Origin of the sequence: Ensifer sp. 22460, assembly GCF_052044935.1 — a bacterium.
In the GTDB taxonomy this organism is placed as follows: domain Bacteria; phylum Pseudomonadota; class Alphaproteobacteria; order Rhizobiales; family Rhizobiaceae; genus Ensifer.
This window is the reverse complement of sequence record NZ_JBQENZ010000007.1, coordinates 241,948-266,295: the sequence shown is the minus strand read 5'-3', so window position 1 is coordinate 266,295 and position 24,348 is coordinate 241,948. Positions and strand designations below refer to the sequence as shown.

24 protein-coding genes are annotated in these 24,348 nt (G+C 61.9%); 16 read left to right on the top strand and 8 right to left on the bottom strand.

The features are described 5' to 3' along the window. Positions 1-53 precede the first annotated feature (53 nt). Positions 54-2,114 (bottom strand): DNA topoisomerase IV subunit B, encoded by a 2,061-nt coding sequence (gene parE / locus ACTJKM_RS11605; RefSeq protein ID WP_058328558.1) that lies wholly within the window; start codon positions 2,112-2,114, stop codon positions 54-56. A 241-nt stretch (positions 2,115-2,355) separates the two neighbouring features. Here parE and ACTJKM_RS11600 point away from each other — a divergent pair, with 241 nt between their 5' ends. The 6 genes from ACTJKM_RS11600 to ACTJKM_RS11575 all read left to right on the top strand — a co-directional run bounded on the left by ACTJKM_RS11600 (position 2,356) and on the right by ACTJKM_RS11575 (position 9,133). Beyond that, positions 2,356-3,240 carry an alpha/beta hydrolase gene (locus ACTJKM_RS11600; protein WP_112995923.1) on the top strand — a complete coding sequence of 295 codons (885 nt, stop codon included), beginning with the start codon at positions 2,356-2,358 and terminating at the stop codon, positions 3,238-3,240. A 127-nt stretch (positions 3,241-3,367) separates the two neighbouring features. Further along, positions 3,368-4,810, top strand: coding sequence for a UbiA family prenyltransferase (locus tag ACTJKM_RS11595; RefSeq protein ID WP_058328571.1), 1,443 nt, complete (start codon positions 3,368-3,370; stop codon positions 4,808-4,810). Then, on the top strand, positions 4,807-6,129 hold the full coding sequence (locus ACTJKM_RS11590; protein ID WP_058328560.1) for an FAD-binding oxidoreductase: 1,323 nt from the start codon (positions 4,807-4,809) through the stop codon (positions 6,127-6,129). Before ACTJKM_RS11595 ends, ACTJKM_RS11590 begins: the two co-directional genes overlap by 4 nt. Positions 6,130-6,222: 93 nt before the next feature. Beyond that, entirely contained in the window at positions 6,223-6,663 is a 441-nt protein-coding gene (locus ACTJKM_RS11585) for an EamA family transporter (RefSeq protein WP_058320563.1), read from the top strand. Then, entirely contained in the window at positions 6,660-7,670 is a 1,011-nt protein-coding gene (locus tag ACTJKM_RS11580; protein ID WP_058320564.1) for an NAD-dependent epimerase/dehydratase family protein, read from the top strand. The genes ACTJKM_RS11585 and ACTJKM_RS11580 overlap by 4 nt, the downstream gene beginning before the upstream one ends. Before the next feature lie 11 nt (positions 7,671-7,681). Further along, positions 7,682-9,133, top strand: coding sequence for an aspartate aminotransferase family protein (locus ACTJKM_RS11575; RefSeq protein ID WP_058328561.1), 1,452 nt, complete (start codon positions 7,682-7,684; stop codon positions 9,131-9,133). A 35-nt stretch (positions 9,134-9,168) separates the two neighbouring features. On the opposite strand, the gene ACTJKM_RS11570 is transcribed toward ACTJKM_RS11575, so the two are convergent. Together ACTJKM_RS11570 and ACTJKM_RS11565 are read right to left on the bottom strand one after the other, a co-directional pair. Then, positions 9,169-9,768: a YceI family protein gene (locus tag ACTJKM_RS11570; RefSeq protein WP_058328562.1), complete on the bottom strand. Its 600-nt coding sequence runs from the start codon at positions 9,766-9,768 to the stop codon at positions 9,169-9,171. Then, positions 9,765-10,385 (bottom strand): cytochrome b, encoded by a 621-nt coding sequence (locus ACTJKM_RS11565; RefSeq protein ID WP_058328563.1) that lies wholly within the window; start codon positions 10,383-10,385, stop codon positions 9,765-9,767. The genes ACTJKM_RS11570 and ACTJKM_RS11565 overlap by 4 nt, the downstream gene beginning before the upstream one ends. 234 nt (positions 10,386-10,619) lie before the next feature. Here ACTJKM_RS11565 and ACTJKM_RS11560 point away from each other — a divergent pair, with 234 nt between their 5' ends. From ACTJKM_RS11560 to ACTJKM_RS11535, 6 genes are all read left to right on the top strand, one after another. Continuing rightward, positions 10,620-11,075 carry a hypothetical protein gene (locus ACTJKM_RS11560; RefSeq protein ID WP_058328564.1) on the top strand — a complete coding sequence of 152 codons (456 nt, stop codon included), beginning with the start codon at positions 10,620-10,622 and terminating at the stop codon, positions 11,073-11,075. A 207-nt stretch (positions 11,076-11,282) separates the two neighbouring features. Further along, on the top strand, positions 11,283-11,753 hold the full coding sequence (locus tag ACTJKM_RS11555; protein WP_058328565.1) for a GNAT family N-acetyltransferase: 471 nt from the start codon (positions 11,283-11,285) through the stop codon (positions 11,751-11,753). A 59-nt stretch (positions 11,754-11,812) separates the two neighbouring features. After that, positions 11,813-13,147 (top strand): bifunctional class I SAM-dependent methyltransferase/GNAT family N-acetyltransferase, encoded by a 1,335-nt coding sequence (locus ACTJKM_RS11550; RefSeq protein ID WP_063893394.1) that lies wholly within the window; start codon positions 11,813-11,815, stop codon positions 13,145-13,147. Between the two features lie 121 nt (positions 13,148-13,268). Then, complete coding sequence (gene tpiA / locus ACTJKM_RS11545) at positions 13,269-14,039, top strand: triose-phosphate isomerase (RefSeq protein WP_057255645.1); 771 nt, start codon at positions 13,269-13,271, stop codon at positions 14,037-14,039. Positions 14,040-14,169: 130 nt separating this feature from the next. Beyond that, entirely contained in the window at positions 14,170-14,664 is a 495-nt protein-coding gene (gene secG / locus ACTJKM_RS11540) for a preprotein translocase subunit SecG (protein ID WP_057255646.1), read from the top strand. A gap of 138 nt (positions 14,665-14,802) precedes the next feature. Beyond that, the gene (locus tag ACTJKM_RS11535; protein WP_082663638.1) at positions 14,803-16,440 is read left to right on the top strand and encodes a CTP synthase; all 1,638 of its coding nucleotides are present in this window, start codon (positions 14,803-14,805) and stop codon (positions 16,438-16,440) included. A gap of 98 nt (positions 16,441-16,538) precedes the next feature. Here ACTJKM_RS11535 and ACTJKM_RS11530 read toward each other — a convergent pair whose 3' ends face one another. The 5 genes from ACTJKM_RS11530 to ACTJKM_RS11510 all read right to left on the bottom strand — a co-directional run bounded on the left by ACTJKM_RS11530 (position 16,539) and on the right by ACTJKM_RS11510 (position 20,592). After that, positions 16,539-17,726 (bottom strand): DUF418 domain-containing protein, encoded by a 1,188-nt coding sequence (locus tag ACTJKM_RS11530; protein ID WP_058328567.1) that lies wholly within the window; start codon positions 17,724-17,726, stop codon positions 16,539-16,541. A 236-nt stretch (positions 17,727-17,962) separates the two neighbouring features. Next, on the bottom strand, positions 17,963-18,613 hold the full coding sequence (locus ACTJKM_RS11525; RefSeq protein WP_058328568.1) for a CDP-alcohol phosphatidyltransferase family protein: 651 nt from the start codon (positions 18,611-18,613) through the stop codon (positions 17,963-17,965). Then, the gene (locus ACTJKM_RS11520; RefSeq protein WP_057255650.1) at positions 18,603-19,001 is read right to left on the bottom strand and encodes a hypothetical protein; all 399 of its coding nucleotides are present in this window, start codon (positions 18,999-19,001) and stop codon (positions 18,603-18,605) included. The genes ACTJKM_RS11525 and ACTJKM_RS11520 overlap by 11 nt, the downstream gene beginning before the upstream one ends. Continuing rightward, positions 18,998-19,948: a phosphatidate cytidylyltransferase gene (locus tag ACTJKM_RS11515; protein WP_058320572.1), complete on the bottom strand. Its 951-nt coding sequence runs from the start codon at positions 19,946-19,948 to the stop codon at positions 18,998-19,000. Before ACTJKM_RS11515 ends, ACTJKM_RS11520 begins: the two co-directional genes overlap by 4 nt. Next, positions 19,945-20,592, bottom strand: coding sequence for a lysophospholipid acyltransferase family protein (locus ACTJKM_RS11510; protein WP_373419809.1), 648 nt, complete (start codon positions 20,590-20,592; stop codon positions 19,945-19,947). The genes ACTJKM_RS11515 and ACTJKM_RS11510 overlap by 4 nt, the downstream gene beginning before the upstream one ends. Before the next feature lie 541 nt (positions 20,593-21,133). On the opposite strand from ACTJKM_RS11510, the gene ACTJKM_RS11505 reads away from it, so the two are divergent. The 4 genes from ACTJKM_RS11505 to kdsA all read left to right on the top strand — a co-directional run bounded on the left by ACTJKM_RS11505 (position 21,134) and on the right by kdsA (position 24,219). Next, positions 21,134-21,745, top strand: coding sequence for a class I SAM-dependent methyltransferase (locus ACTJKM_RS11505; RefSeq protein ID WP_440660349.1), 612 nt, complete (start codon positions 21,134-21,136; stop codon positions 21,743-21,745). After that, complete coding sequence (locus ACTJKM_RS11500; RefSeq protein WP_197423498.1) at positions 21,739-21,939, top strand: hypothetical protein; 201 nt, start codon at positions 21,739-21,741, stop codon at positions 21,937-21,939. The genes ACTJKM_RS11505 and ACTJKM_RS11500 overlap by 7 nt, the downstream gene beginning before the upstream one ends. A 547-nt stretch (positions 21,940-22,486) precedes the next feature. After that, on the top strand, positions 22,487-23,377 hold the full coding sequence (locus ACTJKM_RS11495; RefSeq protein ID WP_058328569.1) for a VOC family protein: 891 nt from the start codon (positions 22,487-22,489) through the stop codon (positions 23,375-23,377). Next, positions 23,377-24,219 (top strand): 3-deoxy-8-phosphooctulonate synthase, encoded by an 843-nt coding sequence (gene kdsA, locus ACTJKM_RS11490; RefSeq protein ID WP_440660346.1) that lies wholly within the window; start codon positions 23,377-23,379, stop codon positions 24,217-24,219. The genes ACTJKM_RS11495 and kdsA overlap by 1 nt, the downstream gene beginning before the upstream one ends. Positions 24,220-24,348 lie beyond the last annotated feature (129 nt).

Below are 24,348 nucleotides of genomic sequence, written 5' to 3'. Positions count from 1 at the left end.
CTCAGGGAGTGCGGCGCGCAAGAACGTCATGCGCCTTCGCATCCATCGCCCAATCAGATATCCAGGTTTTCGGCGAACACGGCGCGCTCCTGGATGAAGCGGAAGCGGGCGTCGGCCTTCGTCCCCATCAGATTGTCCACCGCCTCGCGCGTGCCCTCGAAATCAATCTCGTCGATCTCCACCTTGAGCAACGTGCGGAACTTCGGGTCCATCGTCGTTTCCTTGAGCTGCGCGGGCAGCATCTCGCCAAGACCTTTGAACCGGCCGATCTCGACCTTGCCGCGACCGGCGAATTCGGTTCGCATCAGTTCTTCGCGGTGCGCATCGTCGCGGGCATAGAGCGTCTTCGAGCCCTGGCTGATGCGGTAGAGCGGCGGTACGGCGAGATAGAGGTGACCGCCGCGAATGAGCTCTGGCATCTCCTGATAGAAGAAGGTGATGAGCAGCGAGGCGATATGCGCGCCGTCGACGTCGGCGTCGGTCATGACGACGATGCGTTCGTAGCGCAAATCCTCTTCGCGGTACTTGCTACGCGTGCCGCAGCCGAGTGCCTGAATGAGGTCGGTGATCTGCTGGTTGGCGCTGAGCTTTTCGCGGCCTGCGCTCGCGACGTTGAGGATCTTGCCGCGAAGCGGCAGGATCGCCTGGTTGGCGCGGTTGCGCGCCTGCTTTGCCGATCCGCCAGCCGAGTCCCCTTCGACGATGAAGAGTTCAGCGCCTTCGGCCGTGTTCTGCGAGCAGTCCGCAAGCTTGCCCGGCAAGCGCAGCTTGCGCACTGCCGTCTTGCGGTTGACTTCCTTTTCCTTGCGCCGGCGGACGCGCTCTTCGGCGCGCTCGACCACCCAGTCGAGCAGCTTGGCGGCTTCTCCGGGATTGTCGGCAAGGTAGTGATCGAAGGGGTCGCGGAGCGCGTTTTCGACGATGCGCTGTGCCTCGACCGTCGCGAGCTTGTCCTTCGTCTGGCCGACGAATTCCGGTTCGCGGATGAAGACCGACAGCATGCCCGCCGCCGAGATCATCACGTCGTCGGTGGTGACGATCGACGCGCGCTTGTTCTGCGTCAGTTCGGCATAGTTTTTCAGGCCTTTGGTCAGCGCGATGCGGAAGCCCGCTTCGTGCGTGCCGCCCTCGGGCGTCGGGATGGTGTTGCAGTAGGAATGGACCTGCTGGTCGCCGCCGTACCAGGTGACGGCCCATTCGAGCGAGCCGTGGCCGTTGGCCTTCTCCGACTTGCCGGCGAAGATCTCGCGGGTGACGGTGAATTCCTTGCCGAGTGTGGCGGCAAGATAATCCTTCAGGCCGCCCGGGAAGTGGAAGACGGCCTTGTCCGGGATCTCCGAGCCTTCCTGCAGCAGCGACGGATCGCAGGACCAGCGGATTTCGACGCCGCCGAAGAGATAGGCCTTCGAGCGCGCCATGCGGAAAAGCCGTCCGGGCTCGAAATGCGCGTGCGGACCGAAAATATCCGGGTCCGGATGGAAACGAACGCGCGTGCCGCGGCGGTTGTGCACGTCGCCGAGTTCCTCGAGCCCACCCTGCGGAATACCGCGGGAGAAGCGCTGCCGGTAGAGCTTGCGGTTGCGTGCGACCTCGACCTCGAGCGCATCGGAGAGCGCATTGACGACGGAAACGCCCACACCGTGAAGACCGCCCGACGTCTCATAGGCCTTGCCGTCGAACTTGCCGCCGGCATGGAGGATGGTCATGACGACTTCGAGCGTCGACTTGCCCGGGAATTTCGGATGGTTCTCGACCGGGATACCACGGCCGTTGTCCGTGACCGTCAGGAAGCCGTCGGCATCGAGGTGGACTTCGATGAAATTTGCATGACCGGCGACCGCTTCGTCCATCGAGTTGTCGATGACTTCGGCGAAGAGGTGGTGCAGCGCCTTCTCGTCGGTGCCGCCGATATACATGCCCGGACGACGACGAACTGGCTCCAGCCCTTCGAGCACCTCGATCGCCGAAGCATCGTAGTCGCTGCCGTCGCTACCCTTCGGGGCAGGGCGCGGCTCTTCGCGCGCGACTGGTGCCACTGGCACAGCCGGTTTGGCGCTCGGCTGTACGGGCTTCGGTTGCTCGGGCATTGAGAAGAGGTCGCTGTTGTCGTCCATGGGGCCGTTCGGATCGTTCCTGTCACTTGGGGAGAGGCCATAGCAAGACCTCGACTTTGCCGCCATCCCCCGGCGGTCGAATCACCTGAATTCTGCCAGACTCCCGCCGAAAGAGCGAACAAAAGGAGAATGCTGGCATCGCTTGCAGGTGAAATGCCGCCTTTGCGGCCCTGTTACGGAGCAAGTGTTGCTTTGGCGTCCGTGCGATGGCAAGGCTTCCGGCCAAAGAGGGAGCCCGTCATTGGCCGTGTCCACAACTGTTTTTCCGTTTCGCCGGCTTTTTCTGGCTGCGGCCTTCGCCGCAGGCGCTTCCGCGGCTCAAGCGCAGACATTGAAACCCTTCAAGGACGAGCTTTTCTCCTATGCCAAGGTGCTGCAACAAAATGATGGCGGCGACGACCTGACGGTGGAATATCAGGAACTGCGCGACATCAACGAACGGGACGAAATTCCGGAACGCCGGGTGAAGCGCGCCTATGTTTCGCTGGGCGTGAAAAGCGAGCAAGTCAATGAGAAGCTCGACATTGGCGGTCGCTTGCTTGACGTGACCCGTGTCGGTCCGGATCGCGGCGCTGCCTTCACGGTGATCTTCATCCACGGCCGCGGCGGTGATCGCCGGCTCGGCACCAACGATTTTTCCTTCGGCGGTAACTTCAATCGGCTGAAGAACCTCGCCGTCGCCAATGGCGGAGTCTACTACGCGCCGAGCGTCCGCTCCTTCGACACGGCAGGCGCTGCGGATATTGCCGGCCTGGTCAAACAGGTTTCCGAGCACTCAGGCGGTCGCCCCGTGGTGCTGGCCTGCGCCTCGATGGGAAGCTTCATCTGCTGGGGCGTTTCGCGCGATGCCTCCGCGGTCGCGGCTCTCAGCGGCATGATGGTCATGGGTGGCGTAAGCGACCCCGATTTCACCAAGAGCGCCGCCTACAAGGCGAAGCTGCCCATGTTCTTCAGCCATGGCAGCCGCGACAGCGTCTATCCGGCCGAGAGCCAGAAAGCGCTCTATCGCACGCTGAAGGGCCAAGGCTACCCGACACGCTTCGTCCTCTTCGAAACCGGCTCGCACGGCACCCCGGTGCGCATGACCGACTGGCGCGATGCATTGAACTGGATCGGTCGCCGCTGACCTTTGTCCGCGCCGCTGACATTTGTTAACCAGCCCGACAGTTTCCGGGCGAGATTGTGGCCCGCGTTTCCACTCTGGAAAGTTGAAGACGTCATCATGCCCGGCAATTATGGCTGGGATGGAATTCATGGACGCGCGCACCGAGACACGGCACATTCCGCTGTGTGTGGATCTGGACGGTACTTTGTTGGCCGCCGATACGCTGTGGGAAGGTGCGGCGATCATTCTCTTGCGCAATCCGCTGATGCTCTTTCCCATGCTGTTCTGGTTGGCGAAGGGCAAGGCGCGGCTGAAGCATGAGGTGGCCTTGCGTTCCGGCCGCAAGGCTCAGGACTGGCCCTACCGGCAGGCCGTCATCGATCGGCTCGCCGAGGAGAGAAAGGCGGGCCGCGAACTGGTGCTCGTCACCGGCGCTGCACCGTCGGTCGCCAGAGACGTTGCCGATCATGTCGGACTTTTTTCCTCGGTCATGCATTCGACCGATGCGCTCAATCTGACGAGCAGCCGCAAGCGCCAGGCGTTGGTCGATCGTTTCGGCGACGGTGCCTTCGACTATATGGGCAACAGCCGTGACGATATCGCCGTTTTCGAGGTAGCGCGGCGTGCGATCGTGGTCGCCCCGGATGCTGCGGCGGAGAAGTGGCGCCGCAATCATGACGCGGAACGGCTGGAGACCGGCAAGGTGAGCGCGCTTGCGCCGTTGAAGTCCATCCGCGTGCATCAATGGGCGAAAAACGTACTCATCGGCGTGCCGATGATCCTCAATCATGAGGTGCTGCATTTCGACGCGATCATGAGCGTCATCGTCGCCTTCTTCGCCTTCAGCTTCCTCGCCTCGGCGGTCTATGTCATCAACGATCTTTCGGACCTCGCCAATGATCGCCGCCATGCAAAGAAGCGTCACAGGCCGCTCGCCAGCGGCCAGATGTCGGTGCCAACAGCGCTCATTCTTGCCGGCTGCCTCGTCCTGGCATCGCTGTCGCTGACGCTGTTGCTGCCATGGAAATTTGCCGGTGTGCTGGCGTTCTATGCCTGCGCGACGACTGCCTATACCTTCGTGCTGAAGCGCAAGCTGTTGGTCGACGTCTTCACGCTCGCCGGCCTCTACACCACGCGCATTGTTGCCGGTGCCGCGGCCACGGGCACGGAACTCTCCTTCTGGCTGGTCTCCTTCGCCATCTTCTTCTTCCTCAGCCTGGCGCTGGTGAAGCGCTATGTCGAGTTGCACGAATTCGACGACAAGGATGGCGGCAACGTTCCGGGGCGCGGCTATCTCGCTGTCGATTTCGAGATGGTGGGGCAGGCTGGCGTTGCTTCCGCTTTCACCTCGGCTCTGGTCCTTGCGCTCTACGTGCACAGCAAGGAACTCCAGGAAATGTACACCACGCCGTGGGCGCTGTGGCCGCTTTGCCCGCTGGTGCTCTATATGTTGTTGCGCATCTGGATGCTCGCGCGTCGCGGCATGCTGCATGAGGACCCTGTTGTCTTCATCATGCGTGACTGGCGCAGCCAATTGACCATGCTGATCGGCGCGCTGTTCATACTGTTTGGAGCCATCGGGCCGCAATGAGTTTGCAAGACCATGAAAGCTGGGGCCGCCTCGACAATCGCGCGCGGCCGGCCATTTCGCCTGACGACTATGAGGATCGCCTCGGCAGCCTGGAGGCGGAAGGCTACTTGCCCTTCGGCAATGGCCGCAGCTACGGCGACAGTTGCCACAATGACCGAGGCACGCTGATCGAAAGCCGCCGGCATGGCCGGATCATCGCCTTCGATCCCGGCACCGGCATGATGACCTGCGAGGCCGGCGTGACGTTGCGCGAGGTGCTCGAACGCGCGATCGAACATCGCTTCTTCCTGCCGGTCACCCCCGGCACGGCTTTCGTGACCGTCGGCGGCGCACTTGCCAACGACGTGCACGGCAAGAACCACCATGCGCGCGGCACCTTCGGCAATCACGTGACAGGTTTCACGCTTCTGCGCTCGAACGGGGATCGATTGACCTGTTCGCCCGGAGAGAACGCTGAACTCTACGCTGCGACCATCGGCGGCATGGGCCTGACGGGGTTGATCCTGACCGTGGATCTGCGGCTGATGAAGGTGCCGTCGCCGCACGTGCAACAGCATGCGATCCGCTTCGATAATCTCGACCAATACTTCGCCCTCGTCGATCGGGTCGACGACGAGCACGAATATTCCGTTGCCTGGATCGACCAACTCGCTGTAGGAGCCCGCGCGGGCAGGGGCGTACTGCTGGCCGGCGACCATGCCGACGGCTCCTGTGAACTGCCCGATATCCCGAAGGGATTGAAGCTTTCGGTGCCCTTCGCGCCGCCCTTCAATCTTCTGAACCGGACAACGCTCAAGGCCTTCAACGAATATTACTTCCGCAAGGAAAAGCCTGGCGAAACCGTGACGACGGTTCCCTGGACCTCCTATTTCTATCCGCTGGATGCCATCGGCGCCTGGAACAGGCTTTACGGCCCACGCGGTCTCTATCAGCACCAGAGCGTCTACCCGGCAGAGCGGGCACCGGCGATCACCGCGCAACTCATGGAAACGGCTCGCAAGGCCGGCCATGCGTCGTTCCTGACGGTTCTCAAGCGTTTTGGCGATATCGGCTCGCGCGGCGTTCTGTCCTTCCCGCGACCCGGTTTTACTTTGACATTGGACTTCGCCAATCAAGGTGAACGGACAGTAAAGCTGCTGGATGCGCTCGATAGCATCGTGGTGGAGGCAGGCGGTGCGGTCAATCCGTACAAGGATGCTCGCATGAGCCCGCAAGTCTTTGAAATGTCTTTCCCTTCCTGGAGGAGGCTCGAGGCGTTGCGCGATCCAGCGCTCGTTTCCAACTTCTGGAAGCGCACGGCTCTGGCTTTGCCAGAATGAGAATGCAGATAATTTTATTCAAATAAACTTTCAAACTTCACGGAAAATCCGTCTCTTGCCCGTAAGTACATTTTCGGGACTGGGAGTAAAACAATGAAATATATTCCATTCATTCTCTTTACGGTGCTTACCAACGCTGCCGCTCAGCTCATGCTGAAACAGGGCATGCTGACGCTCGGGCCGATTTCTATGACCGCTGAAACGGCGATCGTCCGGCTGTTCCAGATCGTCTTCAACCCCTGGGTCTTTGCCGGCCTCGCGACCTTCGTCATTTCGATGGCGTCGCATCTCTATGTGCTGTCGAAGGTCGAGCTTTCCTTTGCTTATCCGTTCCTGAGCCTCGCCTACGTCGCAGTCGCGGTCTTCGCCTATTTCGTTTTCCGCGAGGACCTCAATGCCTGGCGCATCGCCGGCATCGCGCTGATCTGCGCAGGAACCCTTCTTATCGCCCAGTCGGGCATCTCATCCCACGCCGATGACAAGTCGGCGGATGCAGCCGGGGTGAGCACTGCAGAATTCGGGAGCAAGTCATGAAACACATCATCTTTGGTGGCGACGGCTTTGTTGGCCGTCACCTGGCGGAACGTCTAGTCAAGGACGGCGAGGACGTGGTGATCGCCGATATCGTCAAGTCCGACCTGCCGCATTACGGCCGCGCCCGCTTCGTCCATTGCGACGTCACTGACCTGAAGGCTGTACAGAAGGTCGGCATCGGTCCCGATGACATGGTCTACAATATGGCGGCCAAGATGCTGTCGCCGCTGCAGATCCGCTCGAAGCGCTGGGAATTCTTCTGGCCCGTCAACTATTACGGCGCCGAAAACATCATGAAGGCCATGGACGCCGCCGGCGCATCGCGCCTGGTGCAGTTCACCACCGACATGATCTACGGCCACACGGTGCAATCGCCGCAGACCGAAACCCATCCGGCAAAGCCGCTCGGCGAATACGGCAAGTCGAAATGGGCGACCGAGCAGCTTGCGGTGCAATGGCGCAAGCAGGGCATGAACATTTCGATCTTCCGCCCGCGCCTGATCATCGGCCCCGGTCGTCTCGGCATTCTCGAGAAGCTGTTCAAGCTGATCGACATGAACCTGCCGGTGCCGATGATCGGCTCGGGCAAGGTGCCCTATCAGTTCATCTCGGTCTTCGATTGCGCCGAAGCTGCACGCCTTGCCTGGAAGGGTGGCGTGCCGAATGAAGCTTACAATCTCGGCTCCGACAATCCGCCCTCGGTGCGCGACCTGCTCGGCAATCTCATCGAGCACGCCGGTTCCAAATCGTTCCTGCTGCCGACCCCCGCCTTCGCGGTCAAGCAGACGCTGGCCTTCTTCGATCTGATCAACAAGCCGATCATGGATCCGGAGCAGTATCTGATCGCAGACGAGATGTGCGTGCGTGAGACCGGCAAGCTGAAGCGCGAGCTCGGATGGCGTGCGGAATACAATGATGGCGACATGCTGGTCGCCGCCTATGACGAATATCGGGCAAAGAAAATGGGTGCCGCGGCCACCGCCGCCGTCGCCGTGCCGGCCGAATGAGGGGAGACACCATGTTGGACATACCGAACCGTATCGCCGTTGCCGCCCCTTCGCTCGATGGTGGTGTGACAAAGCCCGAACTGATCACCGTGGAACAGGCAAAGGCCATGTCGATCGGCGACATCACCACGGCTTTCAAGGAGCATCTGAATCCCGGACAGCTTCACTTTATGAAGCTTCTTGGCTTCCACAAGGTGAAGATCGAAAGCGCCGAGGGCATGTTCTACACCGACGAGAACGGCCGCAAGATCCTCGATTTCTTCGGTGGCTTCGGCTCGCTGGCCTTCGGCCATAACCATCCGCGCATCCTTGAAGCGCGGCAGAAGTTCCAGGACGAGAAGCGTCACGAGATCGCCATCGCCTTCATGTCGCAATATGCGGCGGCGCTGGCCAAGAACATCGCCGCCTGCTCGCCGGGTGACCTCGACATGGTCTTCCTCGGCTCGTCCGGCTCGGAAGCGATGGAGGCTGCCGTCAAGCTTGCCGAGCGTGCGGCCGGTCCGAAGCGGCCTAAGGTCGTCTATGCCGAGAATTCCTTCCACGGCAAGACCAAGGGTGTGCTCGCCATCACCGACGGCCAACTCTATCGCGCCGACTTCAAGCTCACCGACAATACGGTGCGCGTTCCCTTCGCCGATATCGACGCGGTGGAAAACGCCTTCAAGTCCGATCCGGAAATCGGTGTCATCGTGCTCGAAACCATCCAGGGAGGCGGCGGCATCATCCAGGCGCCGGCCGAGTATTGGCAGAAGCTTCGTGCGCTCTGCGACAAGTACGGCGTGCTCTGGGTCGCCGACGAGGTACAGTGCGGTTATGGTCGCTCCGGCCGCTTCTATGCGTTCGAGCACTATGGTGTCGTGCCTGACGTGACAGCGCTCGCCAAGTCGCTCGGCGCCGGCAAGGCAGCCGTCGGCGCGATGATCGCCCGTCGCGAAGTCTATATGAAGGCCTACGGCACGTCGAAGACCGCAATGATCCATGCCATGGCGACCTTTGGCGGCATGGGCGAGGCCTGCGTCACGGCGATCGAAGGCATCAACGTGCTCTATGACGAGCACCTGATCGACCGGGCCGCCGACAGCGGCAACTATCTCATCGATCGCCTGCAGGCGCTGAAGGAGAAATACCCGAAGATCATCAAGGACGTTCGCGGCCAGGGGCTGATGGTCGGCCTGGAGTTCCAGGACTTCAGCCAGACGCTGCCGATGGTGCTGCGCCCAGTCGTCTCCATGCTTGACGACAAACTCAAGGGTTCGTTGTCCGGCTTCATCGGCGCGCTGCTCCTACGCGACTACGATGTGCTGGTGGCCTTTACCGAATACAATCGCAACGTCATCCGGCTCGAGCCGCCGCTGATCTGCGAGCGCGCTCATGTCGACCAGTTCATCGCGGCGCTCGACGACCTGCTCGGCCGCGGTATCGTGCGCATCGTCAAGGATTTCGTCGGCAGCCAGATCGGCTGAGCCGAGGACTTGCGTTCATAAAGGGGCAGGGGCGTTCACCGCCTCTGCCCTTTGATGTTCATGTCGAACTCGACGACGTTGGAATAGATCGGCGTGCCGACATCCATGCCATAGGGCGAACGGTGGATGTTGCCGCGGATGTTGAAGGCGATCGAGCCGCGGTTCCAGTCAAGCAGCGTCACCGAGAAGCGTTCCTTTCGCGAGGTGCCGCGGGCGGTCAACGTTCCTTCGACCGCCGCCGTAGCGGGGCCGGTCTGCTTCACATTCGTCGAACGGAAGGTGACGGTGCTGTAGTTCGCGGTGTCGAAAACGGCGCTGGACTTCAGGAAATCCTCGGTCCGCTTCTCTCCCGTTTTCACACTTTCCGGGTAGAGCGTGAACTCGACGGTCGAGTGGTCGACATCATTTCGGTCGATGCGGAAGCTGCCGGAAAATTTGCCGAAGTCGCCGACGATTCCTCCGCCGCCTGCTTGTGCTACCGTGAAATGGATACGGGAAGCGGGCGTGATGCCGTAGTTTCCGGCCGCATCGGCAAGGTCTGGCGCGGCGCCGACAGCGAGCGAGGGACTAACGGACATGGCCGCCAGCAAGGCGAGTGCAATTGCCTTGGGTGATGGTTGCAAGCGCAGTGTCATGGTTTCTTCCTTCCAGCGATGACCGGATCCGCGCCCGCCGTTTGGGAGCGTTTATGGCGTCGCGATCCGGTTGGCAGCATGCGGACGAGGACGTCGTCCCGCCGCGCAAAGTGGTGGTAGAGGGCGGCCAATACGTGAAGCGTCACAAAGACGAGGAGCAGATAGGCGAGCGTCATATGGACGAGCGTCCAGAGGTTCTCAGCCGGTGCCGATTTCGCCATCGGCAGATGCGGTATGACGACCCAGTTGAAGTAAAAGCTTGGGATGTTCAGCGTCGAGGTGGATGCGACGGCCCAACCGGCAAGCGGGACAGCGAGCGCAAGCCCCATGAGCACGATATGAGTGACGCTGCCTGCGCGCTGCTCAAGGGGGCTGAGGCCTTCCGGCGGCTTCGGATGAAGCTCGACCACGTGCCAGAGGGCGCGCACCACCGCCAGGCCAAGCGCGGTGAAACCCAGCGACTTGTGCCACTGGTACAGCGAAAACTGCAGCACTGGGTCGATCGGAACCCGGCGCATGATGAAGCCGAGGGCGAGCAAGGCAAGGATGATCGCCGCAATCGTCCAGTGAAGGATGATGGTGACCCAGCCGAACCCGGCCTTGTCGTTGCGCAACATGTTCGTCTCCGTGGTCGCCAGCCCGGCCGCTACAACTCGGTTACGGCGGTGAGACCCATGAGCTCATGCTTTTATTCGCCGATAATACCGTAAAATTGCACTGCGATCTTGTTGACGTCAGCAAGCTGTGGTCCACTTGCGGTGGAAGGGGACACGGAGGGGTTGTTCCTGGAAGCAGTTGGGCTGGCGTAGATGACGAAGAAAAAAACGACACCGAAGAAAAAAACGACACCAATGAGTCCGCATGAGCGGGAGGCTTATGATCTGGCTCGCACGGGCATCCGCCTTGGAACCGAAGGCAAATATGGCGAGGCGATCGATGCCTGGCGTCTGGCATCCGACATAGCCGATGCCCACCTCGCTTTCACGGACATGTATTACTGGATCAAGAGTGGTTACGGCGCGGCACTTTGCGATGCCGGGCGGTACCGCGAGAGCATCGCCGTCTCGCTGCTGTCCCGCGAGTGGACCTTGGAGCGGCGCCAGCCGCTTTCGTCGCTTTCGATCGCACGCTCCTACCTCGCTCTTGGCGAAGGCGAGGCGGCTGCCCCTTACCTGCGCGAGGTTCACGGCTTGATCGGCGATGCGATCTTCGAGCAGTTCGACGAAGACGTGGAGGCGGACGTTCACGCGGCGATTGCCGGCCTGGAGAACGGCGGTACACATCCGTCAGCAGGCCGACCAAAGTGACTTTGGGTTTCTAGGGTAGGGCCAGGACCATCTGCGAACCGGAGTCTAGCGCCGTTCGCTATCGCGAACGGTCAGGCGTTTTCTCGCCATGATTTCATCATACGTGCCGTTTGCCTCTTTAGCGGGTGATCCGAAGTCGACCGTTCTGGTTCCGGCTCTTTTTTAACATTTTGATTTTTCTTAGGAGTTTCCAATGGTGGGACCGTATTGCCGTCTGATGCCGAAATTACCCTCCGGCGCATTTCAGCCCTGACCGTCTGCGACGTCTGCGAGCTCAGCGAAACGCTAAGCGACGAACAGCGCAGCATGGTGGCGGACAACGGCACCTCGATTGCCGAGGCGCATTTTTCCGAGAATGCCTGGTTCCGCGCTGTTTATGCCGAAGAGACGCTGGTCGGCTTCATCATGCTGCATGAAGGATCCGACTGGGACGACGGTATCGATTGCCCCGGCGTCTATCTCTGGCGCTTCATGATTGCCCGCCCGTTCCAGGGCAGGGGCTTTGGCAAGCAGGCGATTGCCCTTGTCGTTCGTGATCTGAAGGCGCGCGGTCTTCGCGAACTCTACACGAGTTACGGACAGGGTCCCGGCAGTCCCGAAGGATTTTATCGAGAGCTCGGCTTTGAGCCGACGGGCGAGCACTATGACGACGAGCTCGAGGCCGTGCTGAAATTCTAAAAACAGCGCAGCATGGGGCCCTGGCTCCGTGTCTGCCGCACGATTTTCATGAGTAGACTATGAGTAACGATCTACACGAGGCCAATCGCCTCTCCTGGAATGCGGCGACAGTCGCGCACAACAGCCATAAGGGCGACCAGGCGGCCTTTTTCCGTGCCGGGGGCTCCACGCTCTATCCAGAGGAAATCGAACTGCTCGGTGATATCGCCGGGCTGGACCTCCTCCATCTCCAATGCAACTCCGGCCAGGACAGCCTGAGCCTTGCGCGCCTCGGCGCGAATGTGACCGGCGTCGACATCTCGGATGAGGCGATCGCCTTCGCCACGCGGCTTTCCGAAGAATGCAGGATCGCGGCCAGATTCGAACGGTCCGACCTGTTCGAATGGTTCGAGCGTGCCCGCGCAGACGAACGGCGGTTCGATCGCGTCTTTGCGTCCTACGGCACCATCTGCTGGCTGTCGGACCTCGGGGTCTGGGCGCGCGGTATCGCCGATGTACTCAAGCCCGGCGGGCGCTTCGCCTTCATCGAGTTCCATCCCTTCGCGATGGTCTTCGACCCAAGCTGGGAGCCGCACTATGACTACGCGCCGAAGGAACCGGTCGCCGAAGCGGGCGTCGGCGACTATGTTGCGGATTCCGGTGCCGGTCTTGCGGCCGGAGGCTACCAGGAGGGTGTGGTGGGCTTTAGCAATCCCCACCCATCTTTCGAGTTCAACTGGGGCATCGCGGATGTGATCCAGGCGCTCATCGATGCCGGGCTCCGGATCGAGCGTCTGACGGAATATCCCTATTCCAACGGCTGGATCGGTTTCGAAGGCATGCGCGACCTTGGTGGCCGGCGTATGGCGCCGCCTGCAACCATGCCAAGCCTGCCGCTTATGTATGCGATTGCGGCATTGCAGCCGCAAGGGAAGCAGGGAGCGGGGGGCAGGGGCCGGGCGGTCGCTGGCGCCAAGCCCATCACCATCCGGCCCTGGCGCCCCGAGGAGGGCGAGCGGCTGTTGGCAATCTGGCTCGCGGCGTCGCGCTTCGGTCATCCGTTTCTCGGCGAGACGCGCCTTGTCGAGCAGCAGCAGGTGGTGCGCGACACCTACCTGCCGATGGCCGACAACTGGGTCGCCGAAATCGAAGGGAAGGTCGTGGGCTTCATCGGGCTGATCGGGAATTTCATCGGCGGGCTGTTCGTGGATCCGGACATTCGCGGTGCCGGTATCGGTCGCGCGCTTGTCGAGGATGCTACCGCCCGGCTCGGGCGACTGGATGTAAGCGTGTATGCCGACAACCAGGCGGCGGTCGCGTTCTATCTCCGCCTCGGTTTCGTCGAAACCGCACGCAAGGCGACCGACGACGAAGGGCTGCCGTTTGCCGTGGTCGAGATGACGCGCGCCGCATGAGGTGTCTTTGCGGCGGGGCAGGCAACCAGCCCCGCCGTCGGGAATAATCGCCGTCAGCGCTTTTATTTGCCGGCCGCATTTGCTAGGCCGCTTCGGGAGAAAAGCATCCGGAGGAAACTGCATGACGCCCGATATCCGCCCGCTCGTCGCCGGCAACTGGAAGATGAACGGAACCCGCGCCTCGCTCGATCAGATCAAGGCGATGGCCGAAGGGGTCAAGGGCGAACTCTCCGCCAAGGTCGAAACGCTGATCTGCCCGCCTGCGACCCTGCTCTACGTGGCGACGGCGCTTTGCGACGATAGCCCGTTGCTGATCGGCGCGCAGGATTGCCATCAGAAGCAGTCGGGCGCCCACACCGGCGACGTTTCCGCCGAAATGATCGCCGATTGTTTCGGCACCCACGTCATTGTCGGTCATTCCGAGCGCCGCACCGATCATGCCGAAAGCGATGCGCTGGTGCGTGCGAAGACGGAAGCCGCACACGCCGCCGAACTCGTGGCGATCGTCTGCATCGGCGAAACCGGTGACGAGCGCAAGTCCGGCAAGACCCTTGATGTCCTGAGGCGCCAGCTCGCCGAGAGCTTGCCGGATGCGGCGACCGCCGAAGACACCGTCATCGCCTACGAACCCGTCTGGGCGATCGGCACGGGCCTGACCCCGACCGCAGCCGATGTCGAGGAAGCGCACGCCTTCATGCGCAAGGAACTCGTTTCGCGCTTTGCCGACGCGGGAGCCAAGATGCGTATCCTCTATGGTGGCTCGGTCAAGCCTTCCAATGCGAAGGAGTTGATGGGCGTCGCCAATGTCGACGGCGCACTGATCGGCGGCGCGAGCTTGAAAGCCGAAGACTTCCTCGCCATCTACCGGGCTTATGAAGAATTGACGGCCTGATCGCCCGGGTTGCCGGGCAGGGGCTTGGAATGGCGTACGGCTTGGTATAAAGAGGCGAAAAATTGCGCCCGGCCAGGCCGAGTTTGCGCATGGTTTGATTCGTGTGCCCCAAGGGCAGGACTGGAAGCTGATGCAGACCGTACTACTCGTCATCTATCTCATGGTGGTCGTCGCCCTGATCGGCGTCGTTCTCATTCAGCGTTCCGAAGGCGGTGGTCTCGGCATCGGCGGCGGCTCGGGCTTCATGTCCGCCCGCGGCACGGCCAACGCGCTGACCCGCACGACGGCGATCCTCGCCGCGCTCTTCTTCGTTCTGGCGCTCGCGATGGGCATCCTCGCTCGCTATCAGCCGCAGGCGACCGACATCCTCGACCGTATCCCGGGCACCAGCTCGAACGGCGGCGGCGTTCTCGATTCGCTCGGTGGCGGCAACACCCAGGCTCCGGCCGGTGGCGCCACGCAGCAGCAGCCGGGAACGGCCCCGGCAACCGGTAACGGCGCTGCGACTGGCAACGGTGTCCCTTCGACGGCGCCGGCAACATCGGGCGAAGCTCCGGCAGGCGGCACAACGACTGAGACGCCCGCCAACAACAATTCGGGATCGCAAGTTCCCAGCGGCCAATAAGGCCGCAATTCAGAAGAACCCGCCGGCGGATGTTTCATCCGCCGGTTTTGTTTTGTGTGAAGTCTGCCTCCATCCCAAGACGAAAAGTTCTGGAACATGAATTTTTCGGTGGCGGAATCATTTGTTAAAAGGTATCCGGTGACTCCCATGGCGCGATATGTATTCATCACAGGCGGCGTGGTTTCCTCCCTCGGAAAAGGCATCGCTGCAGCGGCTCTCGGAGCACTGCTGCAGGCGCGTGGCTACCGGGTGAGACTGCGCAAGCTCGACCCCTACCTCAACGTTGATCCGGGCACCATGAGCCCGACCCAGCACGGTGAGGTTTTCGTAACCGATGATGGTGCGGAGACCGATCTCGATCTCGGCCACTATGAACGCTTCACAGGGCGTTCGGCGACGAAGACCGACAACATCACCACCGGCCGGATCTACAAGAACATCATCGACAAGGAACGGCGCGGCGACTATCTCGGCGCAACCGTTCAGGTGATCCCGCACGTTACCAACGAGATCAAGAGCTTCGTTACCGAAGGCAACGACGACTATGATTTCGTGCTCTGCGAAATCGGCGGCACGGTCGGCGACATCGAAGCGATGCCGTTCATGGAGGCGATCCGCCAGCTCGGCAACGATCTGCCGCGTGGCACCGCCGTCTACGTCCATCTGACGCTGATGCCGTATATTCCGGCGGCCGGCGAGCTGAAGACCAAGCCGACGCAGCATTCGGTCAAGGAACTGCAGGCGCTCGGCATTCATCCCGATATCCTGCTCGTTCGTGCCGACCGTGAAATTCCGGAAGCCGAGCGTCGCAAGCTCTCGCTGTTCTGCAACGTCCGCCAGTCGGCCGTTATCCAGGCGCTCGACGTTGCCTCGATCTACGACGTTCCGATCGCCTACCACAAGGAAGGCCTCGACAACGAAGTGCTGGCCGCCTTCGGCATCGAGCCGGCGCCGAAGCCGCGCATGGAAGCCTGGGAGCGCGTTGCCGATCGTATCCGCACGCCGGAAGGCGAAGTCACGATCGCGATCGTCGGCAAGTACACCGGCCTCAAGGACGCCTACAAGTCGCTGATCGAAGCGCTGTATCACGGTGGTATCGCCAACCGGGTGAAGGTCAAGCTTGAGTGGATCGAATCGGAAGTCTTCGAGAAGGAAGACCCGGCACCCTATCTCGAGAAGGTACACGGCATCCTCGTTCCCGGCGGCTTCGGTGAACGCGGCTCCGAGGGCAAGATCAATGCGGCGCGTTTTGCCCGCGAGCGCAAGGTGCCCTATTTCGGCATCTGCTTCGGCATGCAGATGGCGGTCGTGGAAGCGGCACGCAATCTCGCAGGCATCGAGAAGGCCTCCTCGACCGAATTCGGTCCGACGAAGGAGCCGGTTGTCGGCCTGATGACCGAGTGGGTGAAGGGCAACGAACTCGAGAAGCGTTCGGCCTCCGGCAATCTCGGCGGCACCATGCGCCTCGGCGCCTATCGCGCGTCGCTCAAGGGCAGCACTAAGATCGCCGAGATCTATGGTTCGACCGATATTTCCGAGCGCCACCGCCACCGCTACGAAGTCAATGTCGACTACAAGGACCGCCTTGAGGCTTGCGGCCTAGTCTTCTCCGGCATGTCGCCGGACGGCGTGCTGCCGGAAACGGTCGAATATCCGGATCATCCGTGGTTCATCGGCGTTCAGTACCATCCGGAACTGAAGTCGCGCCCGCTCGATCCGCATCCGCTGTTTGCGAGCTTCGTCGAAGCGGCGCTGGAACAGTCCCGTCTCGTCTAAGCCGGGCTTGCATCGATCAGGAAAGGCCGGTCTCGCGACCGGCCTTTTTCATGCGCGCTGGTGTGCGGAACTGCTCCCGCGGTCAGTCGGAGGTGTTGTCAGCGCGCCCCGACCGGTTTGCGCCATTGCGGCGCCCGCCAGATGGTGATGAAGCGCAAGACCCATTCGAGCGGGCCGTAGGCGAAACGGGCCATCCACCAGCGGCTGATGAAAAGCTGCGCCGTGTAGATACCAAGGGCGATCAGCACGGTTGTCAGTGGTGTGGCCTGGCCGATGAGGCCAAGGCCGTAGCCATGGAAGATCAGAGCGGCGATCAATGATTGCGCGAGGTAGTTGGAGAGCGCCATGCGGCCGGCAGGCGCCAGTAAGTTGCGCAACCGCTGCCCGGCCTTCGTTCCGAGGAACAGCATCACGCCGCCGACATAGGCACCCGTCAGGAACGGCCCGGTAATCAGCCCGATCGAGAGCCCGATGATGGCGACAGGCGAATCGATCATCTCGACGCTGGCATAGGCATAGACGATGGCGCCGGGCAGGCCGATCCACAGGCCGGCGCGCAGCAGGCGTTGGAACAACGCCTTGTTTTCTTCCGGCCGCGCCAGCGTCTTGTGACGCCCGGCGATGAGCCCGAGTACGAACATCGCGAGTGCCGAGGGCGCCTGCAGCAGTCCAACGATCACCCAGATGGTCGAAAGTTCCGTCAGGTGCTGGCCGATGATTGTTTGCCAATGGCCCTGAAAGGCAAGTTCGGTTGCCTTCGCCGCGGCGAGGATCGCGGGCTGATCGAGCGGTATGGGGGCCAACGTGGCGAGAATGCCGATTACACCCCAGGCGACGGCGACGAGAATCACCAGCCATTTCGCCAGGCGGAAGAGGGCACCGTCGCTGCGGTTGCGCAGCATCAGGAGGACAATGCCGAGCACGGCATAGGTGGTGAGAATATCGCCATGGAAGAGCAGAACCGCATGGGCGACACCGATCAGCCAGAGGCCGGCCTGCCGACGCAAGAGCCGCGGCACGAAGGCCTCGCCGGATTTTTCCGCCGAGCGCATCTGCAGGGTGAAGCTGTAGCCGAATAGAAATGAGAACAGCAGGTAGAACTTCATCTCGAAGAACAGCGCGATCACAAGATGCACGGTGCGATCGGCAATGCCGGTGAAGGCGGGGTCCGCGAGTTCCAGTCCGTAGAAGGCGGAGGCGAAGGCCATGGTGTTGACGAGAAGGATTCCGAGCAGTGCAAAGCCGCGCAGTGCGTCGACATCGTCGATGCGGTCGGGGTTGGTCATTCGTGTTCTCCGTAGCGGAAGGCGTGGAGGATCGCGCCGTAGCCGATTGAAACAGAAGTCTTTTGCGACAAATGAACCTCTCGATCGCCAGTGGGTGCAGGCAACGCCGCTCCGCCCCGTCGAGTGTTCAAGTTTAATAAATCGACTAATCAATCTAATAATTAATGCAACGAAACGTCAAGGGGCGCCTGCGGGTTATCGCGCGGGCGTCGTTCAGTTGTAGCGGTAAGGAACGATCAGCCTTTCGGGGTGGCGTTGTGCCGGAGCCAGGCGATCTGGCGGCGGGCACGCAGGAGGGCGGTTAAGGCCGCGCCGATCGAGATCAACAGCAGCGCCGCCCAGAGGATTTCACCGTCGCCGAGCCAAAGACCTTCAAAGGCCGAGAGGACCGCAGCCAGCGTGATTGTCGCCATGCGGTGCTGTTTGGCCATGGGGCCGGAGAAGTCGCTCGGGGCGCCATTGGCGCGGCCGAGTTCGCGTACATAGGCGGTCAGCACGGCGAAGGCGGCTGCGGCAAAACCGAGGGCGGGGGCGCCAATCCCGTATCCGGCGCCGACGAAGATGAAGACATCCGCGACCCGATCCGGAAACTCATTCCAGAACGGACCGTCGGCTTCGCCCTTGCCGCCCTCGACGGCGACCATGCCGTCGAAGAGATTGCAGAGCAGGCGCAACTGGCAGAAGAGGGCGGCAGCGATGAACAGCGTAACCCTCACGCCATCCTGGGTTTCGCCCGTCAGCCAGAAGGCCAGCCCGGCAAAGGCGGCGGCCAGCATGCTTGCCTGCGAGATCCGGTTGGGTGTGACATTCATCGATGCCAGGCGGCGGGCGATCGCCTGGGCCCAGCGGGTGTTGCGGCTTGCGAGCGGCCTGCGGTCACCGGTCATGCCCGGGCTCTCCTCGGTTGATGGAATAGTTGTAGATGGCGGCGTAGGTGGTCGACACCGCGAGCGGCAACGCGATCGTCCTCAGGACCTCCGGCGTGCCGCTCATCGTGTGGATTGCCACGAGCGCCGCCGACGAGCCGAGACAGGCGAGGAGCGGCGGCAGGAACAATCGCTTGGTTCCACGGAACCGCCGGGAAAGCGCGTCGACCGCTGTCTTGAGGTAAAGGGTCAGAAGCGCCGAGAGCGTACCCTGGATGACGGCGGCAAGAAGCGGCTTGGGCATCGGGTGATGGCGGTTGGCGAAAAGCGCCCAGCCGCCCATGGCGAAAAAAGCGAATGCCACGTGCACGACGCCGCTGCCCGCCAGTCCCTTCAGCTTCGCGGTCATGTCAGCGACCACCAATAGCGCGTCAGATGGAAGAAGATCGGCGCCGAGAAGACGACGGAATCCAGCCGGTCGATCAACCCGCCATGGCCCTCGATCAGATGGCCCCAGTCCTTGACGCCGCGGTCCCGCTTGATCGCCGACATGACGAGCCCTCCGAAGAAGCCCATCAGGGTGATGATTAAGGACATCAACGCCGCCTGGGCGGGCGTGAACGGTGTGATCCACCAGAGCGAGGCGCCGATCAGGGTGGCGCTTGCGACCCCGCCGACAAAACCCTCGACCGTCTTCGAGGGCGAAAGCGTTGGGGCGATCTTGGTCCTGCCGAATAGCTTGCCCCAGACATATTGCAGCACGTCGCTCGATTGGACGACGATGACCAGGAAGGCGATCAAGAGAACGTTGCGTCCCTCATAGCCCGGGATCTGCAGGGTCAGCAGCGCCGGCACATGCGAGGCGCAGAAGACACAGATCATCAGCGCCCATTGCACCTCCGAGATCCTGAGCAGGAAGTCGCGCGTGTCGCCGTGCAGAACCGCGATGATCGGCATCAGCAGAAAGGCATAGACCGGCACGAAGATCGAATAGATGCCGTACTGCTCGGCCCAAAGCAGGAAATAATTGATCGGCAGCACGACGAAGAAGGCCGCGGCGATCGCCCAGTGGTCACCGCGGCGGGTGTTGATGAGCGTGATGAATTCACGCAGCGCCGCGAAAGAACAAAAGGCAAAGAGCAGCAGCACGCCGACCCGACCAGCAACGAAGGCGATGGCAATCAACACCACCATCGCCCACCACGCCTTGATGCGGGCGTTGAGGTTCTCGATCGCGCCGTTCGATCCGTCCGGTGAAAGCTTCTGCTTGAGCACGTAGCCGATGCTCGACGCCAGGACGAGAATGCCGCCGACGCCGAGAAGCAGTTTGAGCATATCCAGGCTCGCCGCGCTCATGCATTGTCTTCCGTCGAAGAGGGGGCGAGCGAGAGCAGGGCGGCCTCGGCACGGGCGATGAACTCGTCCTTGGTCTCCTGCGCTTTGAGGCGCATCGGTTCGCCGAAACTTACGGTACAAATCAGCGGGATCGGCACGAACTCCCCCTTCGGCATCACGCGGTTGAGATTGTTGATCCAGACGGGCACGAGCGCCACGTCCGGCCGCTTGCAGGCGAGGTGGTAGAGCCCGCTCTTGAAAGGCAGGAGCCGCGCCTCGGTCTGGTTGCGTGTTCCCTCGGGAAAGAGAATCAGCGACGAGCCGTCATTGAGGATGGCTGTCATCTGCTCGACCGGATCCTGGGTGCGGGCCGTCGCGTCGCGCTCGATCAATACGGCGTCGAACACGTCGCGACCGATGAAGGCCGAGAGCTTCGATTTCAGCCAGTATTCCGCTCCGGCAACCGGCCGCGCATGTTCCCGAAGCCAGGGTGGCAACACCGCCCAGACCAGCACGAAGTCGCCATGGCTGGAGTGATTGGCGAAATAGATACTCTGCTTTGGTGGGAGGCCGGTCTCATGCCAGATGGCGCGCGCCGCAGTCAGCGCGCGCGCAAACATCATGATGGCGATGGAAGCCAGCTTGGCCGTCAGATCGCGGATCATGTGGGCTCATGTCCAGATAAACAGGCCGTCGTACCAGCGCGCTTTGCAGAGCGTACCGGTCGGGCCCAGATGTGTTCCATGCCTTGCAACAATAAGATCAAGCGCTGCCCCCTCAGCCTGCGCCCGGCGTAACCCCAGGCTGCAATCGACCAACCTTACGCGATTGCGCCCGCTTCTCAAGCGGTTGAAATCACACGCAACGTGATAACGGACCAGGAGCCCTGGATATTCGCTCCCGCTGAGAGGCGACCGAACGCAAACCGATGCGACGCCACGCCACGGCCATCGACTGCGAAGTCGTCGTCGCCGACATTGACCGCCTGCAACCCAGCCGCTAGCTTGCGGGTGCAACAGGAGCAGCGTCGTCCAATGCGCCAGTAATGCCCGGTGAAAACCGAATTCGCCTCAACTTCGCTTGCGAAGGGGATGGACGATGGCATTGCTCGACCCGCGTTGACGGACAGACGCCGAGGCATTCCTCGCCTGCGATCTCTTCTCCATCGTGAGCGGTCACATTTGGACAAGTTTCCAGGGACCGAACGTGCAAGATAAATCCAGTCTCGATATCATCGATCACAACCGCCAGGCCTGGGACAGGCAGGCAAGTCAGCACTGCGAGTGGTCGCGGTCGGTAACGCCGGAAATGATCGCCGCGGCCCGTGAGGGGCATTGGCAGGCGCGGCTGACACCCGGCGATCTGCCGAAGGGGTGGCTGCCGGACGTTCGCGGCAAGAAGATCCTGTGCCTGGCTTCGGCCGGCGGCCAGCAGGCGCCCATTCTGGCGGCCGCCGGTGCCGAGGTCACCGTCTTCGATATCTCCGAGGGGCAACTCGCGCTGGACCGGCTCGTTGCCGCACGCGAGGGTCTGTCGCTGACGGCCGTGCAGGGAGACATGCGCGATCTCTCGGCTTTTCGGAATGACACCTTCGATATCGTTTTTCACCCGATATCGAATCTCTACGTTCCGGATATCCAGCCGGTTTGGCAGGAATGCCATCGCGTGCTCAAGGCCGGCGAACGACTGCTCGCCAGCTTCTTCAATCCGGTGGTTTTCGTTGGCGACCGGAATCCGAGCTATGCGGAAGACGGCCTCATTCGCCCGGCCTACGCGCTGCCCTTTGCCGAGGCTGAGCATCTCGCTGCGGTGTGGTAAAATCCAAGATCGAACGCGGCGAGGCGCTGGTGTTCGGGCATAGCCTAGCCGAACAGATCGATGGTCAATTATGGGCCGGATTCGTGCTGGCGGGCTTCCACGAAGACTGGCAACCTGTACCACGCTTCCTGATCGACAGGTTCGTGCCGACCTTTGTTGCCACCTGCGCCATTAAGAGCGATCTGCATCTTTGATGGGATTGGCCCGAACGTGCTGTTCAGGCCAAAAGCATAGGCGGAACGAGAACAACCGCGGCGGTCGACACGACGCTGCGGTTGCGGATACCGGCCCCCTTTGCCGCCTTGTTACGTCGCGTTACTGTTACGTACTCGCCAAATCACCGGTTTCATTCTTTTCTGTTCGTCAGCGAAACTGGAAAGGGTCAATAGATATGCGCTTCATCGCTTCGTTGTTCGTACCGTTGGCGGTCGTGCTGGGGCTTGCGGGCTGTGCCACCACGTCCTCGACCAATACGACCTACGCGCAGCCCCAAATCTTCGCCCCCGGTCTCGGGGCGGGAAATACGGCCAACGCCACGGCGGCTCCGGGCTACTACTGAGACCCTGGCAGCCCGACACCATCTGGCAAGCATGACTCTGCGGCGGGCGCGGCCCGGCGCGGAGGGTTCCTGTTTGCGGCCTTTGTTTGGGCTCAAGCGGCCAATCGGCTCTGTGGCCGCCAGCCCGCTTGCATTCGCCGGCCAAAAGTTGCAAACAGCGGCGAACCATCAGGGAAAACGCCATGAGCCTCTCCAAGCGAACCACCCGCCTGCTCGATCACCTCGTGCTGCCGGTGGATACGCTTACGCAGGCACGGCGCCGCCTATCTAATCTCGGCTTCACCGTCGCTGAGGATGCCCGCCATCCCTTCGGTACCGAAAACGCCTGCGTGTTCTTTTCCGATGGCACCTATCTTGAGCCGCTCGCCGTTGCTTCCCGCGAGGAATGCGAAGCCGCTGCACTCGAAGGTAATGCCTTTGTCGCGCGCGACCAGGCCTTCCGCTTCCGCCAGGGTCCTGAAGGTCTCTCGGCGCTGGTCCTCGGCACCGAAGATGCGGCGAGCGATCACATCCGCTTTCGGGCGCGCGGCATTTCCGGTGGCGACATGCTGGAGTTCTCGCGGCCGATGAAGCTGCCGGATGGCCGTGAGGGATTGGGTTCCTTCCGCCTTGCCTTCGCGGCAGACCTGCGCTCGCCGGATCTCTTTCTCTTCAACTGTCAGCGTGTCCGGGCGCTGCCCACCGATCGGGCTGCGCTGGAGCAGCATGAAAACGGCGTGATCGGCATCGCCGAGGTGGTTCTGTCGGAAACCAACCCCACCGATTTCCAGTACCTGCTGCAGGAAGCGATCGATGAGCGCGAGGTCGCGGCCCACTCCTTCGGCATGGATGTGTCGGCCACCAACGCCAAGATCTCGGTGCTGAACGCCGCCGGCATGGAAGCCTTCTTCGGCCGTTCCGTGCGCGGTGCCGAGCGCGGCCTGCGTGGTCGCGCCATCGTCTTCCGTGTCGCCGACCTCGAGGCGACGCGTGCACTGTTTGCTGAGAACGACATCGAATTTGCAGAAATGGGCGGGCGCCTCATTGTTCCCGAAATGCCGGGGCAAGGGGTGATCTTTGCTTTTGGAGCTTGATGATGAAAACCAATGCCAGAGTAGTAGTCGGCAACGGCGGCCATGAGGTCGCCTTCGCGCAAACCGAGAAGCTGTCGCTGATCGCCGGCCCCTGCCAGATGGAGAGCCGCGAGCACGCCTTCATGATGGCGGGCGCGCTCTCGGAACTCTGCAAGAAGCTCGATCTCGGCCTCGTCTACAAGTCCTCCTTCGACAAGGCGAACCGCACGTCGCTCTCCGGCAAGCGCGGCATCGGCCTGGATAAGGCGATGGAAATCTTTGCCGACCTCAAGAAGGAGTTCGGCTTTCCGGTCCTGACCGACGTGCACACCGAAGAGCAGTGCGCTCTCGTCGCCGAGACGGTCGACATCCTGCAGATCCCCGCGTTCCTGTCGCGCCAGACGGACCTCCTGGTCGCGGCCGCCAAGACCGGCCGGGCAATCAACGTCAAGAAGGGCCAGTTCCTCGCCCCCTGGGACATGAAGAACGTACTGGCGAAATTCACCGAGAGCGGCAACCCGAATGTCATGCTCTGCGAGCGCGGCGCCTCCTTCGGCTACAACACGCTCGTGTCCGACATGCGCTCGCTGCCGATCATGGCTTCGCTCGGCGCACCCGTCGTTTTCGATGCGACCCATTCCGTGCAGCAGCCGGGCGGGCAGGGCGGCTCTTCGGGCGGCCAGCGTGAATTCGTCGAGACCTTGGCGCGCGCCGCCGTCGCGGTCGGTGTCGCCGGTGTGTTCGTCGAGACGCACGAAGATCCGGACAACGCGCCGTCGGACGGTCCGAACATGGTGCACCTGAAAGACATGCCGCGGCTGCTCGAAAAGCTGCTCGCCTTCGACGCGATCGCCAAGGGCTGAGCCATCAGCGGCGCTTCGTGAAATTTTCATGAACCGCAATGGCGCGAACGGTTTTGCATCTTGCGCGCCATTGAAATTTCGAGGCCTTGGCGTATGACAGGCCCCGACCATTCCACCGTCCTCAAGCAG

Bases quoted from the DNA above. Each gene is read 5' to 3' on its own strand.
- parE (WP_058328558.1), bottom strand. From the start codon at position 2,114: ATGGACGACAACAGCGACCTCTTCTCAATGCCCGAGCAACCGAAGCCC.
- ACTJKM_RS11595 (WP_058328571.1), top strand. From the start codon at position 3,368: ATGGACGCGCGCACCGAGACACGGCACATTCCGCTGTGTGTGGATCTG.
- ACTJKM_RS11590 (WP_058328560.1), top strand. From the start codon at position 4,807: ATGAGTTTGCAAGACCATGAAAGCTGGGGCCGCCTCGACAATCGCGCG.
- ACTJKM_RS11585 (WP_058320563.1), top strand. From the start codon at position 6,223: ATGAAATATATTCCATTCATTCTCTTTACGGTGCTTACCAACGCTGCC.
- ACTJKM_RS11580 (WP_058320564.1), top strand. From the start codon at position 6,660: ATGAAACACATCATCTTTGGTGGCGACGGCTTTGTTGGCCGTCACCTG.
- ACTJKM_RS11575 (WP_058328561.1), top strand. From the start codon at position 7,682: ATGTTGGACATACCGAACCGTATCGCCGTTGCCGCCCCTTCGCTCGAT.
- ACTJKM_RS11570 (WP_058328562.1), bottom strand. From the start codon at position 9,768: ATGACACTGCGCTTGCAACCATCACCCAAGGCAATTGCACTCGCCTTG.
- ACTJKM_RS11565 (WP_058328563.1), bottom strand. From the start codon at position 10,385: ATGTTGCGCAACGACAAGGCCGGGTTCGGCTGGGTCACCATCATCCTT.
- ACTJKM_RS11560 (WP_058328564.1), top strand. From the start codon at position 10,620: ATGAGTCCGCATGAGCGGGAGGCTTATGATCTGGCTCGCACGGGCATC.
- ACTJKM_RS11550 (WP_063893394.1), top strand. From the start codon at position 11,813: ATGAGTAACGATCTACACGAGGCCAATCGCCTCTCCTGGAATGCGGCG.
- tpiA (WP_057255645.1), top strand. From the start codon at position 13,269: ATGACGCCCGATATCCGCCCGCTCGTCGCCGGCAACTGGAAGATGAAC.
- secG (WP_057255646.1), top strand. From the start codon at position 14,170: ATGCAGACCGTACTACTCGTCATCTATCTCATGGTGGTCGTCGCCCTG.
- ACTJKM_RS11530 (WP_058328567.1), bottom strand. From the start codon at position 17,726: ATGACCAACCCCGACCGCATCGACGATGTCGACGCACTGCGCGGCTTT.
- ACTJKM_RS11525 (WP_058328568.1), bottom strand. From the start codon at position 18,613: ATGACCGGTGACCGCAGGCCGCTCGCAAGCCGCAACACCCGCTGGGCC.
- ACTJKM_RS11520 (WP_057255650.1), bottom strand. From the start codon at position 19,001: ATGACCGCGAAGCTGAAGGGACTGGCGGGCAGCGGCGTCGTGCACGTG.
- ACTJKM_RS11515 (WP_058320572.1), bottom strand. From the start codon at position 19,948: ATGAGCGCGGCGAGCCTGGATATGCTCAAACTGCTTCTCGGCGTCGGC.
- ACTJKM_RS11510 (WP_373419809.1), bottom strand. From the start codon at position 20,592: ATGATCCGCGATCTGACGGCCAAGCTGGCTTCCATCGCCATCATGATG.
- ACTJKM_RS11495 (WP_058328569.1), top strand. From the start codon at position 22,487: ATGAGCCTCTCCAAGCGAACCACCCGCCTGCTCGATCACCTCGTGCTG.
- kdsA (WP_440660346.1), top strand. From the start codon at position 23,377: ATGATGAAAACCAATGCCAGAGTAGTAGTCGGCAACGGCGGCCATGAG.